Source organism: Bordetella genomosp. 9 (genome assembly GCF_002261425.1).
GTDB lineage: Bacteria > Pseudomonadota > Gammaproteobacteria > Burkholderiales > Burkholderiaceae_B > Bordetella_C.
This window is the reverse complement of sequence record NZ_NEVJ01000003.1, coordinates 3,409,948-3,426,911: the sequence shown is the minus strand read 5'-3', so window position 1 is coordinate 3,426,911 and position 16,964 is coordinate 3,409,948. Positions and strand designations below refer to the sequence as shown.

11 protein-coding genes and 4 tRNA genes are annotated in these 16,964 nt (G+C 63.3%); all 15 read left to right on the top strand.

Annotation, left to right across the window (positions count from 1 at the left end; genetic code table 11):
- The first annotated feature begins 14 nt into the window (after positions 1-14).
- Complete coding sequence (locus CAL26_RS26680) at positions 15-1,403, top strand: aldehyde dehydrogenase family protein (RefSeq protein ID WP_094849595.1); 1,389 nt, start codon at positions 15-17, stop codon at positions 1,401-1,403.
- 57 nt (positions 1,404-1,460) lie between these two features.
- Complete coding sequence (locus tag CAL26_RS26675; RefSeq protein ID WP_094849594.1) at positions 1,461-2,651, top strand: iron-containing alcohol dehydrogenase; 1,191 nt, start codon at positions 1,461-1,463, stop codon at positions 2,649-2,651.
- Between the two features lie 98 nt (positions 2,652-2,749).
- Positions 2,750-2,836 (top strand) — tRNA-Tyr (locus CAL26_RS26670).
- Between the two features lie 299 nt (positions 2,837-3,135).
- Positions 3,136-3,209 (top strand) — tRNA-Gly (locus tag CAL26_RS26665).
- A gap of 61 nt (positions 3,210-3,270) precedes the next feature.
- Positions 3,271-3,345, top strand: a tRNA-Thr gene (locus CAL26_RS26660).
- A gap of 51 nt (positions 3,346-3,396) precedes the next feature.
- Positions 3,397-4,587, top strand: coding sequence for an elongation factor Tu (gene tuf / locus CAL26_RS26655; protein ID WP_094849583.1), 1,191 nt, complete (start codon positions 3,397-3,399; stop codon positions 4,585-4,587).
- 248 nt (positions 4,588-4,835) lie between these two features.
- Positions 4,836-4,911, top strand: a tRNA-Trp gene (locus tag CAL26_RS26650).
- Positions 4,912-4,983: 72 nt separating this feature from the next.
- Positions 4,984-5,364 carry a preprotein translocase subunit SecE gene (gene secE / locus CAL26_RS26645; protein WP_094850105.1) on the top strand — a complete coding sequence of 127 codons (381 nt, stop codon included), beginning with the start codon at positions 4,984-4,986 and terminating at the stop codon, positions 5,362-5,364.
- Between the two features lie 10 nt (positions 5,365-5,374).
- Positions 5,375-5,908, top strand: coding sequence for a transcription termination/antitermination protein NusG (gene nusG / locus CAL26_RS26640; protein WP_086059100.1), 534 nt, complete (start codon positions 5,375-5,377; stop codon positions 5,906-5,908).
- Positions 5,909-5,984: 76 nt separating this feature from the next.
- On the top strand, positions 5,985-6,416 hold the full coding sequence (gene rplK, locus CAL26_RS26635; protein WP_066641826.1) for a 50S ribosomal protein L11: 432 nt from the start codon (positions 5,985-5,987) through the stop codon (positions 6,414-6,416).
- A gap of 2 nt (positions 6,417-6,418) precedes the next feature.
- Complete coding sequence (gene rplA / locus CAL26_RS26630) at positions 6,419-7,123, top strand: 50S ribosomal protein L1 (RefSeq protein ID WP_094849593.1); 705 nt, start codon at positions 6,419-6,421, stop codon at positions 7,121-7,123.
- Positions 7,124-7,436: 313 nt separating this feature from the next.
- A complete protein-coding gene (gene rplJ, locus CAL26_RS26625) occupies positions 7,437-7,961 on the top strand; it encodes a 50S ribosomal protein L10 (RefSeq protein WP_086067551.1) in 525 nt (174 codons plus the stop codon).
- A 77-nt stretch (positions 7,962-8,038) separates the two neighbouring features.
- Entirely contained in the window at positions 8,039-8,422 is a 384-nt protein-coding gene (rplL, locus tag CAL26_RS26620) for a 50S ribosomal protein L7/L12 (RefSeq protein ID WP_094849592.1), read from the top strand.
- A gap of 170 nt (positions 8,423-8,592) precedes the next feature.
- Complete coding sequence (gene rpoB, locus CAL26_RS26615) at positions 8,593-12,705, top strand: DNA-directed RNA polymerase subunit beta (RefSeq protein ID WP_094849591.1); 4,113 nt, start codon at positions 8,593-8,595, stop codon at positions 12,703-12,705.
- Positions 12,705-16,952 (top strand): DNA-directed RNA polymerase subunit beta', encoded by a 4,248-nt coding sequence (rpoC, locus tag CAL26_RS26610; protein ID WP_094849590.1) that lies wholly within the window; start codon positions 12,705-12,707, stop codon positions 16,950-16,952. The genes rpoB and rpoC overlap by 1 nt, the downstream gene beginning before the upstream one ends.
- The last annotated feature ends 12 nt before the right edge of the window (positions 16,953-16,964 follow it).

The window sequence follows — 16,964 nt, the reverse complement described above, 5'->3', positions numbered from 1 at the left end:
TTGGAGCTCCAGGCATGTCCAGCGAACTAATCACCATCAGTCCCATCGACGGCCGCGAAGTGGTATGCAGGCCCTATGCCACGGAGTCGCAGATACAGCGCACGCTGCAGGCCGCGCAGGGCGCGCAGAGGCAGTGGCGCGACGCCGATCTGGGCGAACGCGCGCGCCTGCTTGGCGCCGCCGTCGATCAGGTGCTTGCCGCCAAACAGGACATCGCGCAGGCGATCACTGTGCAGATGGGCCGGCCCGCGCGGCATGCGCCGTCGGAAGTGGATGGCTTCGCCGAACGCGCGCGCCACATGATCGCCATCGCACCCGAAGCGCTGCGTCCCATCGCGGCCGAACCCGGCACCGAACACGATCGCTTCATCCGCCGCGAACCGCTGGGCGTGACCCTCACCATCGCGCCATGGAACTACCCGTTGCTCACGGCCGTCAACAGCATCGTTCCCGCCCTCATGGCGGGCAACGCGGTGGTGCTCAAGCACTCCGACCAGACGCCCTTGTGCGCGGAGCTGCTGCACCAGGCGTTCGTGCACGCGGGCTTGCCGGAAGGCCTGTTTTCCTATGTGCATGCCGACCACGACACCACGCAGCGACTGGTGCGCGCGCCGGCGGTCCGTTTCGTTTCCTTCACGGGTTCGGTGCGCGGCGGCCGCGCGGTGGAAGATAGCGCCTGCGGCCGCTTCATCGGCGTAGGCCTGGAACTCGGCGGCAACGACGCGGCGTACGTGCGCGGCGACGCCGATATCGAAGCCGCGGTGGAATCGCTGGTCGATGGCGCGTTCTTCAATGCGGGGCAGTCGTGTTGCGGCATACAGCGTATCTACGTGGCCCGCCGCCTGTATGACGCTTTCGTGGAGCAGGCGGCCGACCTGACGAACCGCTATGTGCTCGGCGATCCGCGGGCGGCCGAAACCACGCTGGGTCCGGTGGTGCGGCGATCGGCGGCGGCGTCGGTACGCGACGTGGTCGCCGACGCACTGGACATGGGTGCGCGCAACGCGGCCGACGCTGCCTACTTCCCCGCCGCGCGCGACGACACCGCCTACGTCGCGCCGGCTGTCCTGACCGGCGTCGACCACACCATGCGCGTGATGCGCGAGGAATGCTTCGGGCCGGTGGTCGGCATCATGCCGGTGGATGGCGACGACGACGCGGTCGCATTGATCAACGACAGCGATTACGGCCTGACCGCCGCGATCTACACACGCGATCGCGATGCCGCCGTGACCATCGGCGGGCAGGTTCACGCGGGCACCATTTTCATGAATCGCTGCGACTACCTGGACCCGGGCCTGGCCTGGACCGGCGTCAAGGACAGCGGTCGCGGCGTATCGCTGTCGCGGCTCGGCTATGAGCAATTGACGCAACCCAAGTCCTTCCACCTGCGCGCGATGTAGGCACCGGTATCGCGGCGAACGCCGCCTGGACGAGCGCTTTCAGCACGAGAGATAGCCATGGATCTGCCCCACGTGAATTGGAACTACCCGACGGCGATCAAGGTCGGCCCGGGACGCATCGCCGAATTGCCTGAGTTGTGCGGCGGGCTGGGCATGCGCAAGCCGTTGATCGTCACCGATCCGGGCATCGCGGCCCTGCCCATGCTGGAGCGCGTGCTGGCCGCCTGCGGCGACGCGGGGCTGGCTTGCGCGGTGTTCCACGACATCAAGAGCAATCCCACCGAGGCCAACGTCGACGCCGGTGTGCGGGCGTTTCGCGGCGGCGGGCACGATGGCGTCGTCGCCTTCGGTGGCGGCTCGGCGCTGGACGCCGGCAAGGCCATCGCGTTGATGGCCGGCCAGGACCGCCCGCTGTGGGATTTCGAGGACGAAGGCGACAACTATCGACGCGTCAAGGTGGAAGGCATGGCGCCGGTCGTGGCCGTGCCGACCACCGCCGGCACCGGTTCGGAAGTCGGCCGAGTCGCCGTCATCACCGATGAGCAGGCCAGGCTCAAGCGCCTGATCTTCCATCCACGCATCATGCCGGCGGCGGTCATCCTGGACGCGGCCCTCACGACCGGTTTGCCGGCCAAGGTCACGGCCGCCACGGGCATGGATGCCCTGTCCCATTGCCTGGAAGCATATTGCTCGCCGATGTACCACCCCATGGCCGCCGGCATCGCGCTGGAAGGCATGCGCCTGATCCATCACCACCTGCCCCGCGTGGTGGCGGACGGCGAGGATCTGGCGGCGCGCCATCACATGCTGGTCGCATCATGCATGGGCGCCACGGCGTTCCAGCGCGGCCTGGGGGCGATGCATGCGCTCGCGCATCCCCTGGGCGCGCTCTACGACGCGCATCACGGCCTGCTCAACGCGATACTCATGCCCTACGTGGTCCAGGCCAACGCGCAGGCCATCCGCGCGCCGCTGGCCGCCCTGGCGCGCTATCTGGCGCTGCCGGCCGCGTCCGCCGAAGGCGTGCAGGCATGGATCCTGTCGCTGCGCGAACGCATCGGCATCCCGCATACCCTGTCGGCGATCGGACTGGACGACAGCGAGGCGGAACGGGTGGGGCGCATGGCCGCGGCGGATCCATCGGCCGCCACCAATCCCGTGCCGCTCGATGCCGGCCAGTACGCCGCGCTGTTCCGCGCCGCCGTGGCCGGCCGCCTGGACGAGAAACCCGCGCCGGCGATGGCCTGAGCGCCCGGCGGCGCTTCATCATGCAGCCCTGGCCCGTTTCTTGCCGCGGGCGATTTGACACCCGCGCCGAAAGTCACCATAATTTCAAGTTCTCCGCTGGAGGGGTGCCCGAGTGGTTAAAGGGGGCAGACTGTAAATCTGTTGGCCTTGCGCCTACATTGGTTCGAATCCAATCCCCTCCACCAGAGACCGCGCGAACGAGGACCGGCGAACAGCCAGTAGCTTGCAGGTCGTGCGTGTGTATGTTGATGCAGTCCTCATGTGCCTATGGTGGCTATTGAGCCTGGCAGGGGTTCCGACAGGATCCTCGCAATACAGGCGCTACAAGGCACTACCAGGAATCCACGACCAGGAATCCAGGCGAAGTCGGCCTGGATTTGCAGTGTCTGGGGGGTGCGTCCGTCACACGTCGGCCGGAAGGCGGGTCCGCGCAGGCGCAGCGGTCTGGTGCGACAGCGGTGAGCAGGATGGGGAACGGTACGCCGCGGGTGTAGCTCAATGGTAGAGCAGAAGCCTTCCAAGCTTACGACGAGGGTTCGATTCCCTTCACCCGCTCCAGGTTTTCTAAGGTGCGCGGCCTTGCAGTTCCGGCCGGGCATTTGCAGGACCAGTTTTAAACGCCCATGTGGCTCAGTGGTAGAGCACTCCCTTGGTAAGGGAGAGGTCACGCGTTCGATCCGCGTCATGGGCACCACGCATTTGTCTTCACTTCAGTCAGATCCGCACATCCAGTCAGGAGTCAGCCATGGCAAAAGGCAAGTTTGAACGTACCAAGCCGCACGTGAACGTGGGTACGATCGGTCACGTGGACCACGGCAAAACGACGTTGACGGCGGCGATCACGACGGTGCTGTCGAACAAGTTCGGCGGCGAAGCGAAGGCGTACGACCAGATCGACGCGGCGCCGGAAGAGAAGGCGCGCGGTATCACGATCAACACGGCGCACGTGGAATACGAAACGGAGTCGCGTCACTACGCGCACGTTGACTGCCCGGGCCACGCTGACTATGTGAAGAACATGATCACGGGCGCGGCGCAGATGGACGGCGCGATCCTGGTGGTGTCGGCCGCTGACGGCCCGATGCCGCAGACGCGTGAACACATTCTGCTGAGCCGCCAGGTGGGCGTGCCGTACATCATCGTGTTCCTGAACAAGGCGGACATGGTGGATGACGCCGAGCTGCTGGAACTGGTGGAAATGGAAGTCCGCGAGCTGCTGAGCAAGTACGACTTTCCGGGCGACGATACGCCGATCGTGAAGGGTTCGGCCAAGCTGGCGCTGGAAGGCGACAAGGGCGAGCTGGGCGAGCAGGCGATTCTGAAGCTGGCCGAAGCGCTGGACACGTACATCCCGACGCCGGAGCGCGCGGTCGACGGTGCGTTCCTGATGCCGGTGGAAGACGTGTTCTCGATCTCGGGTCGCGGCACGGTGGTGACTGGCCGTATCGAACGCGGCGTGGTGAAGGTTGGTGAGGAAATCGAGATCGTCGGTATCAAGCCGACGGTGAAGACGACCTGCACGGGCGTGGAAATGTTCCGCAAGCTGCTGGACCAGGGCCAGGCCGGTGACAACGTGGGTATTCTGCTGCGCGGCACCAAGCGTGAAGACGTCGAGCGTGGCCAGGTGCTGGCCAAGCCGGGTTCGATCACGCCGCACACGGACTTCGACGCCGAGGTGTACATTCTGTCCAAGGAAGAAGGTGGCCGTCACACGCCGTTCTTCAACGGCTATCGTCCGCAGTTCTACTTCCGCACGACGGACGTGACCGGCACGATCGAGCTGCCCAAGGACAAGGAAATGGTCCTGCCGGGCGACAACGTGTCGATGGTGGTCAAGCTGCTGGCGCCGATCGCCATGGAAGAAGGCCTGCGCTTCGCCATCCGCGAAGGCGGCCGTACCGTGGGCGCCGGCGTGGTTGCCAAGATCCTCAAGTAATTCACGACGCCGCTCGGGGCGTGGGATTTTCTGATCCCCGCCCCGAAATTCGCTGGACACGCTGGCGAAAAAAGTAGTATTATGGATGGTTCCGCAAGGTTCCATCCTTCGTTTTTGGTTCGGTCATCCAGAACCAGGGGCGAACCACCGGCGAAATCCCCGGCGAATCCCGGGAAACGAAGGTCAGGGTCTCTAGCTGGCTGTGTTGCATTCTCCTTGTGTGGATGTCCACAGTGGCACGTGACTAGAGGGGTATAGCTCAATTGGCAGAGCGTCGGTCTCCAAAACCGAAGGTTGTAGGTTCGATTCCTACTGCCCCTGCCAGCCCGCCTTCCTCTCCCCAGCCTGCCGGAAATCTTTGCAAGCTGCGCATCTACGGCGTGCTTGCTGCGCAAAATGTCTAATACCAGCATCGAAACCGTAACCAGTACCGCCGATCGGTTGAAACTTGCCCTGGCGGTGCTTGTCATCATTGCTGGAATCGTTGGATTCTCGGTGTTGAGCGCACAGCCCATGGCTGCTCGCATCGGGGTATTCGTCGGCGGCCTCATCGTGGCCGCCGCCATCGCCTGGTTCAGCGAACCGGGACGCCGTACCCTCAGTTTCGCCAGCGAGTCCTACAACGAAGTCAAGCGTGTCTCATGGCCCACGCGCAAGGAAACGACCCAGATGACGGGCATCGTTTTCGCGTTCGTGGCCATCATGGGCATTTTCATGTGGGTGCTCGATAAAGGCATCGAGTGGATCATTTACGGCCTGCTGCTGGGCTGGAAATAAGGGACGGCACATGAGCAAACGTTGGTATGTCGTCCATGTTTATTCCGGCATGGAAAAAAGTGTGCACAAGGCGCTGCTCGAACGTATCGAGCGGGCCGGCCTGCAGACCTCCTTCGGCCGCATCCTGGTGCCGTCCGAAGAAGTCGTCGAAATGAAGGGCGGCCAGAAGTCGATTTCCGAACGTCGGATTTTCCCGGGCTATGTCCTGGTCGAAATGGATCTGACCGACGAAACGTGGCACCTGGTCAAGAACACCAATCGCGTGACCGGCTTCCTGGGTGGTTCGGGCAACCGGCCGTCGCCGATTTCCGAGAAGGAAGTCGAAAAGATTCTGTCCCAGATGGAAGAAGGCGTGGAAAAGCCGCGCCCCAAGATCCTGTTCGAAGTGGGCGAAATGGTGCGCGTGAAGGAAGGCCCGTTCGCGGACTTCAACGGCAACGTCGAAGAAGTCAACTACGAAAAGAGCAAGGTCCGGGTGTCGGTGACCATTTTCGGTCGCGCCACGCCTGTCGAATTGGATTTCAGTCAGGTCGAAAAGACCTGATTACTGCTGTATCAACCCTCAATCCCCCGGGGAGCCCGCGTTGACCGCGGGCGTTTGAACCCGCAAGGAGCAAAGCATGGCGAAGAAGATCGTCGGCTTTATCAAGCTGCAAGTGCCGGCTGGTAAGGCTAACCCGTCTCCCCCGATCGGTCCGGCGCTGGGTCAGCGCGGCCTGAACATCATGGAATTCTGCAAGGCGTTCAACGCCAAGACGCAGGGCATGGAGCCCGGTCTGCCGATTCCGGTGGTGATCACCGCCTTCGCGGACAAGAGCTTCACCTTCATCATGAAGACCCCGCCCGCGACGGTCCTCATCAAGAAGGCAGCCGGCGTGCAGAAGGGTTCGCCCAAGCCGCATACCGACAAGGTCGGCAAGCTGACGCGCGCCCAGGCCGAGGAAATCGCCAAGACCAAGGAACCCGACCTGACGGCGGGCGATCTGGACGCGGCGGTGCGCACCATCGCCGGTAGCGCCCGCAGCATGGGCATCACGGTTGAGGGGATCTGATCATGGCAAAACTGTCCAAGCGCGCTACCGCACTGCGCGAAAAGATCGACCGTACCAAGCTGTACCCGGTCAACGAAGCCTTGAACCTGATCAAGGAAACCGCCACCGCCAAGTTTGACGAATCCGTCGACGTGGCCGTGCAGCTGGGCATCGATCCCAAGAAGTCCGACCAACTGGTTCGTGGCTCCGTGGTGCTGCCCGCCGGTACCGGCAAGAGCGTGCGCGTCGCCGTGTTCGCCCAGGGCGACAAGGCCGAGGCCGCCAAGGCCGCCGGCGCCGACATCGTCGGCCTGGAAGACCTGGCCGAACGCATCAAGGGTGGCCAGATGGATTTCGACGTGGTCATCGCGTCGCCCGACACCATGCGCGTCGTCGGTGCCCTGGGCCAGATCCTGGGTCCGCGCGGCCTGATGCCCAACCCCAAGGTCGGCACGGTCACGCCTGACGTGGTCACCGCGGTCAAGAACGCCAAGGCCGGCCAGGTGCAATACCGCACGGACAAGGCGGGTATCGTCCATGCCACCATCGGTCGTGCCTCCTTTGGCGTGGAACAGCTGCAAACCAACCTGGCCGCTCTGGTCGATGCGCTGAACAAGGCGCGTCCCGCTGCCGCCAAGGGCGTGTATCTGCGCAAGCTGGCCGTGTCGTCCACGATGGGCGGCGGCGCGCGCGTGGAAATCGCCTCGCTGACGACGCCGGCTGCCTGATAGCCGGCTCACCGGGTTCCCGGCCTTGGACTCAAGGCCTGGTCCCGGGATGGCTTTACAGAACTTTGGGCTGCGTCCGGATCCGTCCGGACGTTGCTGTCAAAGACCGCTGGAGCAAGCCGTCTCGCAATGGGTCCTGCGCAAGCAGGACGCCAACGCGGGCGGCGAGCTTAATCCCGAAGCCCGCACGGTTCGGATCCAGCGTAGACGGCGTCCCATGGAAGATTTCTTTATAAGAACTCGACCAGGTCGCCGCATTCGGTTGACGTTCCGGGCCCCCGCCTGAAACGTCTTTTGATGGAGTGTTCAAACCGTGAGTCTCAATCGCCAAGAGAAAGCGGTGGTAATCGAGGAAGTCTCGGCGCAAGTCGCCAAGGCACAATCGATTGTTATCGCCGAGTACCGTGGTCTGGACGTCGCCTCTGTCACCGTACTGCGCAAGACTGCGCGTCAATCGGGCGTGTACCTGCGTGTTCTGAAGAACACGCTGGCTCGTCGCGCTGTGGACGGCACGGCTTTCGAGTCGTTGTCCAAGCAGCTGACCGGTCCGCTGATCTACGGTATCAGCGCTGATCCGGTCGCGCCGGCCAAGGTGCTCTCCGACTTCGCAAAAACCAACGACAAGCTGGTCATCAAGGGGGGCTCGCTGCCCAACAACCTGTTGAACCAAGAAGGCGTCAAGGCCCTGGCCACGCTGCCTTCGCGCGACGAGTTGATCTCGAAGTTGATGGGCACCATGCAAGCCCCGATTGCGCAATTTGCACGTACGCTCAACGAAGTTCCGACCAAGTTCGCTCGTGGCCTCGCCGCCGTGCGCGATCAGAAGGCCGCGGCGTAAAGCCTGCCCTTACGGAAAATCGTTGTCGACGAAGCGACACCGAACCTGGCATTACCAAAATCTGGAGTTCTTGAAAAATGGCACTTAGCAAAGCTGAAATCCTTGACGCCATCGCTGGCATGACCGTGCTCGAGCTGTCCGAGCTGATCAAGGATATGGAAGAGAAGTTTGGCGTGTCGGCTGCTGCCGCCGCCGTGGCCGTGGCTGCCCCCGCCGCTGGTGGCGCCGGCGCCGCTGCTGCTGAAGAGCAGACCGAGTTCACCGTCATCCTGACGGAAGCCGGTGCGAACAAGGTCAGCGTCATCAAGGCCGTTCGCGAACTGACGGGCCTGGGCCTGAAGGAAGCGAAGGATCTGGTCGACGGCGCGCCGAAGCCGGTGAAGGAAGCCATCGCCAAGGCTGACGCCGAAGCCGCGAAGAAGAAGCTGGAAGAAGCTGGCGCCAAGGTCGAAGTCAAATAAGACCTTTTGCCAGTTGCCCGGGGACAGCGCTGTTTGCCGTCCCCGGGCTTTTGCGTTTCCAGGAAACCCTAGTTGGCAGTGGGGTTCAGTGGGGTTTCCTGGAGTCGTATCAGCGTCGCATCACCCCGGGCCGTGGTTTACGGCCCAAGTAACCTCGAGTCGGAGTGCTCATGCCTTACTCGTACACCGAAAAAAAGCGCATCCGCAAAAGTTTCGCCAAGCGTGAGGACGTCCAGAACGTTCCTTTTCTGCTGGCGACACAGCTTCAATCCTACCTAACTTTTCTGCAGGCGGAAACGCCCCCGTCGCAGCGGGCCAACGATGGTCTACAGGCGGCATTCTCGTCTATTTTCCCCATCGTCAGCCATAACGGAATGGCGCGTCTGGAGTTCGTCAGCTATGTGCTGGGCGAACCGGTGTTCGATGTCAAGGAATGTCAGCAACGTGGCCTGACCTACGCGTCGCCCCTGCGCGCGAAGGTTCGTCTCGTCCTGCTCGATCGCGAAGTCAGCAAGCCGACCGTCAAGGAAGTGAAGGAACAGGAAGTCTACATGGGCGAAATTCCGCTCATGACGGGCACCGGTTCGTTCGTCATCAACGGTACCGAGCGTGTGATCGTGTCCCAGCTGCACCGTTCGCCCGGCGTGTTCTTCGAACACGATCGCGGCAAGACGCACAGCTCGGGCAAGCTGCTGTTCTCGGCCCGCGTGATTCCCTACCGCGGTTCCTGGCTGGACTTCGAATTCGATCCCAAGGACGTGCTGTTCTTCCGTGTGGACCGTCGCCGCAAGATGCCGGTGACGATCCTGCTGAAGGCCATCGGCATGACGCCGGAAGGCATCCTCAGCGAGTTCTTCGACTTCGATCGCTTCGATCTGCAAGGCGAAGGCGCGATGATGGAATTCATCCCCGAGCGCTGGAAGGGCGAAATGGCCCGCTTCGACATCAATGACAAGTCGGGCAAGGTCATCGTCGAAAAGGACAAGCGCATCAACGCCAAGCACCTGCGCGACCTGGCCGCCGGCGGTATCGAACGCATCTCCGTGCCGGAAGAATTCCTGTATGGCCGCGTGCTGGCCAAGAACATCGTCGATGGCGACACCGGCGAGGTCGTCGCGCACGCCAATGACGAGATCACGGAAAGCGTGCTGAGCGCCCTGCGCGCCGCCGACATCAAGGAATTCCAGACGCTGTACACCAACGACCTGGATCGTGGTCCGTACATCTCGCAGACCCTGCGCACCGACGAAACCGCCGACCAGATGGCGGCGCGCGTGGCCATCTATCGCATGATGCGCCCTGGCGAACCGCCCACGGAAGAGGCCGTCGAAGCGTTGTTCCAGCGCCTGTTCTACAGCGAGGAAACCTACGATCTGTCGCGCGTGGGCCGCATGAAGGTCAACAGCCGCCTGGGTCGCGGCGATGACATCACCGGTGCGATGACGCTGACCAACGAGGACATCCTCGCCACCATCAAGGTGCTGGTCGAGCTGCGTAACGGCCGTGGCCAGATCGACGATATCGATCACCTGGGCAACCGCCGCGTGCGTTGCGTCGGCGAACTGGCGGAAAACCAGTTCCGCGCCGGCCTGGTGCGCGTGGAACGCGCGGTCAAGGAACGCCTGGGCCAGGCCGAGACTGAAAACCTGATGCCGCACGACCTGATCAACTCCAAGCCGATTTCCGCGGCGATCAAGGAGTTCTTCGGTTCGAGCCAGCTGTCGCAGTTCATGGACCAGACCAACCCGCTGTCGGAAATCACGCACAAGCGCCGTGTCTCCGCACTGGGCCCGGGCGGCCTGACGCGCGAACGCGCCGGCTTCGAAGTGCGCGACGTGCATCCCACGCACTATGGCCGCGTCTGCCCGATCGAAACGCCGGAAGGCCCGAACATCGGCCTGATCAACTCGATGGCGCTATATGCGCGCCTGAACGAATACGGCTTCCTGGAAACGCCGTATCGCAAGGTCATCGACGGCAAGGTCAGCGACCAGATCGACTACCTGTCGGCCATCGAGGAAAGCCACTACGTTATCGCGCAGGCGAACGCGGCGCTGGACCCCGAAGGCCGTTTCGTCGACGACCTGGTGGCGTGCCGCGAAGCGGGCGAAACCATGCTGACGTCGCCGACCAACGTGCACTACATGGACGTTGCGCCGTCGCAGATCGTGTCGGTCGCCGCATCGCTGATTCCGTTCCTGGAACACGATGACGCGAACCGCGCGCTGATGGGCGCCAACATGCAGCGCCAGGCCGTGCCTTGCCTGCGTCCGGAAAAGCCGCTGGTCGGCACCGGCATCGAACGCACCGTGGCGGTCGACTCCGGCACCACCGTGCAGGCGCTGCGTGGCGGCGTGGTCGATCACGTCGATGCGGACCGCATCGTGATCCGCGTCAATGACGAGGAAAACGTCGCGGGCGAAGTCGGCGTGGACATCTACAACCTGATCAAGTACACGCGTTCGAACCAGAACACGAACATCAACCAGCGTCCCATCGTGGCTCGCGGCGACAAGGTCGCCAAGGGCGACGTGCTGGCCGACGGCGCGTCGACGGACCTGGGCGAACTCGCCCTGGGCCAGAACATGCTGATCGCGTTCATGCCCTGGAACGGCTACAACTTCGAAGACTCGATCCTGATCTCGGAAAAGGTCGTCGCCGATGACCGCTACACCTCGATCCACATCGAGGAACTGACGGTCGTCGCCCGCGATACGAAGCTGGGACCGGAAGAAATCACGCGCGACATCAGCAACCTGGCGGAAACGCAGCTGAACCGCCTGGACGATTCCGGCATCACCTACATCGGCGCCGAAGTCGGCCCCGACGACGTGCTGGTCGGCAAGGTCACGCCCAAGGGCGAAACCCAGCTGACGCCGGAAGAAAAGCTGCTGCGCGCGATCTTCGGCGAAAAGGCCTCGGACGTTAAGGACACCTCGCTGCGCGTGCCGTCCGGCATGACCGGCACGGTGATCGACGTGCAGGTGTTCACGCGCGAAGGCATCGTGCGCGACAAGCGCGCCCAGTCCATCATCGACGATGAACTGCGCCGCTATCGCCAGGACCTGAACGACCAGCTGCGCATCGTCGAAAACGACCAGTTCGACCGTATCGAGAAGATGCTGGTGAACAAGGCCGTCAACGGCGGTCCGCGCAAGCTCGCCAAGGGCGCGACCATCACCAAGGCCTATCTGTCCGATCTGGACCGCTGGCAGTGGTTCGATATCCGCCTGGCCGACGAGCAGCATGCGCTGGTGCTGGAGCAGGCCAAGGAATCGCTGGAGCAGAAGCGCCACCAGTTCGACCTGGCATTCGAGGAAAAGCGCAAGAAGCTGACGCAGGGCGACGAGCTGCCTCCTGGCGTGCTGAAGATGATCAAGGTGTACCTGGCCGTCAAGCGCCGCCTGCAGCCTGGCGACAAGATGGCCGGCCGTCACGGCAACAAGGGCGTGGTGTCGCGTATCACCCCGGTCGAGGACATGCCGCACATGGCCGACGGCACGCCCGTCGACATCGTGCTGAACCCGCTGGGTGTGCCTTCGCGGATGAACGTCGGGCAGGTGCTCGAAGTGCATCTGGGCTGGGCCGCCAAGGGCGTGGGCCAGCGCATCGAAGAGATGCTGCGCGATGAACGTACGGCGCAGGCCAAGTCGCTGCGCGGCTACCTGGAAAAGGTCTACAACACGACCGGCACCGGTGCGCGCATCGCTGACCTGACCGACGAAGAAGTCATCGAAATGGCTCGCAACCTGAAGCGCGGCGTGCCGTTCGCGACGCCGGTGTTCGACGGCGCGACCGAAGAGGAAATCACCAAGATGCTGGAACTGGCCTACCCCGACGAGGTAGCCCAGCGCATGCAGCTGACCGACATCCGCACGCAGGCCTGGTTGTTCGACGGCCGCACCGGCGAGAAATTCGAGCGCCCGGTGACCGTTGGCTATATGCATTACCTGAAGCTGCACCACTTGGTCGACGACAAGATGCACGCGCGTTCGACCGGTCCGTACTCGCTCGTTACCCAGCAGCCGCTGGGCGGCAAGGCGCAGTTCGGCGGCCAGCGTTTCGGGGAAATGGAAGTGTGGGCGCTCGAAGCCTACGGCGCTTCCTACACCCTGCAGGAAATGCTGACGGTCAAGTCCGACGACATCACGGGCCGTACCAAGGTATACGAGAACATCGTCAAGGGCGATCACGTCATCGACGCCGGTATGCCGGAATCCTTCAACGTGCTGGTGAAGGAAATCCGCTCGCTGGCCCTGGACATGGATTTGGAGCGTAACTAATGAAAGCGCTACTCGACCTTTTCAAGCAAGTCTCTCAAGACGAGCAGTTCGATGCCATCAAGATCGGCATCGCCTCGCCCGAGAAAATCCGTTCGTGGTCCTACGGCGAAGTCCGCAAGCCCGAAACGATCAACTACCGTACGTTCAAGCCGGAACGCGATGGCCTGTTCTGCTCGAAGATCTTCGGGCCGATCAAGGACTACGAGTGCCTGTGCGGCAAGTACAAGCGCCTGAAGCATCGCGGCGTCATCTGCGAAAAGTGCGGCGTTGAAGTCACGGTCGCCAAGGTGCGCCGCGAGCGCATGGGCCATATCGAACTGGCCAGCCCCGTCGCGCACATCTGGTTCCTGAAGAGCCTGCCGTCGCGCCTGGGCATGGTGCTGGACATGACGCTGCGCGATATCGAGCGCGTCCTGTACTTCGAAGCCTGGTGCGTGATCGAGCCGGGCATGACCCCGCTCAAGCGCGGCCAGATCATGTCGGACGACGACTTCCTGGCCAAGACCGAAGAGTATGGCGATGACTTCCGCGCGCTGATGGGCGCGGAAGCCGTGCGCGAACTGCTGCGCACCATCGACATCGACCGCGAAGTGGAAACGCTGCGCGGCGAGCTCAAGGCCACCGGTTCGGAAGCCAAGATCAAGAAGATCTCCAAGCGCCTGAAGGTGCTGGAAGGCTTCCAGAAGTCGGGCATCAAGCCCGAGTGGATGGTCATGGAAGTGCTGCCCGTGCTGCCGCCGGACCTGCGTCCGCTGGTGCCGCTGGACGGCGGCCGCTTCGCGACCTCCGACCTGAACGACCTGTATCGCCGCGTCATCAACCGGAACAACCGCCTGAAGCGCCTGCTGGAACTGAAGGCCCCGGAAATCATTCTGCGCAACGAAAAGCGCATGCTGCAGGAAGCCGTCGACTCGCTGCTCGACAACGGCCGCCGCGGCAAGGCCATGACCGGCGCCAACAAGCGCCAGCTGAAGTCCCTGGCCGACATGATCAAGGGCAAGAGCGGCCGCTTCCGTCAGAACCTGCTGGGCAAGCGGGTGGACTACTCCGGCCGTTCGGTCATCGTGGTGGGTCCGCAGCTCAAGCTGCATCAGTGCGGCCTGCCCAAGCTGATGGCGCTGGAACTGTTCAAGCCCTTCATCTTCAACCGCCTGGAAATGATGGGTCTGGCCACGACCATCAAGGCGGCCAAGAAGCTGGTGGAAAGCCAGGAACCGGTGGTGTGGGACATCCTCGAAGAGGTCATCCGCGAACACCCGGTGATGCTGAACCGCGCGCCGACGCTGCACCGCCTGGGCATCCAGGCCTTCGAACCGGTGCTGATCGAAGGCAAGGCGATCCAGCTGCATCCGCTCGTCTGCGCGGCGTTCAACGCCGACTTCGACGGTGACCAGATGGCCGTGCACGTCCCGCTGTCGCTGGAAGCGCAGCTGGAAGCGCGCACCCTGATGCTGGCCTCCAACAACGTGCTGTTCCCGGCCAACGGCGAACCGTCCATCGTGCCGTCCCAGGATATCGTGCTGGGCCTGTACTACACGACGCGCGAGCGCATCAACGGCCGCGGCGAAGGTATCTTCTTCACCGACGTGGCCGAAGTGCAGCGCGCCTACGACAACGGCGAAGTCGAGCTGCAAACCCGCATCACCGTGCGCCTGACGGAATTCGACAAGGACGAACAGGGCGAATGGCAGCCCGTGGTGCGCCGCTACGAAACCACAGTCGGCCGTGCCCTGCTGTCGGAAATCCTGCCGCGCGGCCTGCCCTTCACGGTCCTGAACAAGGCCCTGAAGAAGAAGGAAATCTCGCGCCTGATCAACCAGTCCTTCCGTCGCTGCGGCCTGCGCGACACGGTGATCTTCGCCGACAAGCTGATGCAGTCGGGCTTCCGCCTGGCCACGCGCGGCGGCATCTCGATCGCCATGAACGACATGCTGATCCCCTCCGCCAAGGAAACCATCCTTGGCGAGGCCAGCCGTGAGGTCAAGGAAATCGACAAGCAGTACTCGTCGGGTCTGGTCACGTCCCAGGAACGCTACAACAACGTTGTGGACATCTGGGGCAAGGCTGGCGACAAGGTCGGCAAGGCGATGATGGAACAACTGGCCACCGAGCCCGTGATCAACCGTCACGGCGAAGAAGTGCGCCAGGAATCGTTCAACTCCATCTACATGATGGCCGACTCCGGCGCCCGCGGTTCGGCCGCCCAGATCCGCCAGCTGGCGGGCATGCGCGGCCTGATGGCCAAGCCGGATGGCTCCATCATCGAAACGCCCATCACGGCGAACTTCCGTGAAGGCCTGAACGTGCTGCAGTACTTCATCTCGACGCACGGTGCGCGTAAGGGCCTGGCCGATACGGCGCTGAAGACCGCGAACTCGGGTTACCTGACCCGCCGTCTGGTCGACGTGACGCAGGACCTGGTCATCATCGAAGACGACTGCGGCACCTCGCAGGGCTACTCGATGAAGGCCCTGGTGGAAGGCGGCGAAGTCATCGAACCGCTGCGCGACCGCATCCTGGGCCGTGTGGCGGCGATCGATATCGTCAACCCCGATACGCAGGAAACCGCGATCGAGGCGGGCACGCTGCTGGACGAAGACCTGGTCGACCTGATCGACCGCATCGGCGTGGACGAAGTCAAGGTCCGCACGCCGCTGACCTGCGAAACGCGTCACGGCCTGTGCGCGCATTGCTATGGCCGCGACCTGGGCCGCGGCTACATGGTCAACGTCGGCGAAGCGGTCGGTGTCATCGCGGCGCAGTCCATCGGCGAACCGGGCACGCAGCTCACGATGCGTACCTTCCACATCGGTGGCGCGGCTTCCCGTTCGGCCCTGGCCAGCGCGGTGGAAACCAAGTCCAACGGTACGGTGGGCTTCGCCAGCACGATGCGCTACGTCACCAACGCCAAGGGCGAACGCGTGGCGATCTCGCGCTCGGGCGAAATCGTCATCCATGACGACAACGGCCGCGAACGCGAACGCCACAAGATCCCGTACGGCGCGACGGTGCTGGTCGGCGACGGCGAAGCCGTCAAGGCCGGCGCTCGCCTCGCAAGCTGGGATCCGCTGACCCGTCCGATCGTGTCGGAGTACGCCGGCCAGGTGCGCTTCGAGAACATCGAGGAAGGCGTTACCGTCGCCAAGCAGGTGGACGAAGTCACCGGCCTGTCGACGCTGGTCGTCATCACGCCCAAGACGCGCGGCGGCAAGATCGTCATGCGTCCGCAGATCAAGCTGGTCAACGAGTCTGGCGAAGAGGTCAAGATCGCCGGCACCGACCATTCGGTGAACATCTCGTTCCCGGTGGGCGCGCTGATCACGGTGCGCGATGGCCAGCAGGTCACCGTGGGTGAAGTGCTCGCCCGTATTCCGCAGGAATCGCAGAAGACGCGCGACATTACCGGCGGTCTGCCGCGCGTGGCCGAGCTGTTCGAAGCCCGTTCGCCCAAGGATGCCGGCATGCTGGCCGACGTCACGGGTACGGTTTCGTTCGGCAAGGACACCAAGGGCAAGCAGCGTCTGGTCATCACCGACCTGGAAGGCGTCAGCCACGAGTTCCTGATTCCGAAGGAAAAGCAGGTGCTGGTGCACGACGGCCAGGTGGTGAACAAGGGCGAAATGATCGTGGACGGTCCGGCGGATCCGCACGATATCCTGCGTCTGCAGGGCATCGAGAAGCTGGCCACCTACATCGTGGACGAAGTGCAGGACGTGTACCGTCTGCAAGGCGTGAAGATCAACGACAAGCACATCGAGGTGATCGTTCGCCAGATGCTGCGTCGTGTGAACATCGTCGACGCGGGCGATACCGAGTTCATCCCTGGCGAACAGGTCGAACGTTCGGAGCTGTTGAACGAGAACGATCGCGTGGTCGCCGAGGAAAAGCGTCCGGCCAGCTATGACAACGTCCTGCTGGGTATCACGAAGGCCTCGCTGTCGACGGATTCCTTCATTTCGGCTGCCTCGTTCCAGGAAACCACGCGTGTCCTGACCGAAGCCGCCATCATGGGCAAGCGCGACGACCTGCGTGGCCTGAAGGAAAACGTCATCGTGGGTCGTTTGATCCCCGCCGGTACCGGCCTGGCGTATCACCTTGCCCGCAAGGACAAGGAAGCGCTGGAAGCGGCGGAACGCGAAGCGGCTCGCCAGCTGGCGAATCCGTTCGAGGAAGCGCCCGCGACCATCGGCTCGGACATCGAAAGCGATGTCGCGCCGGAAGGTGGCCACGAGCCGGCTGCCGAATAAGGCAGCCTGTTC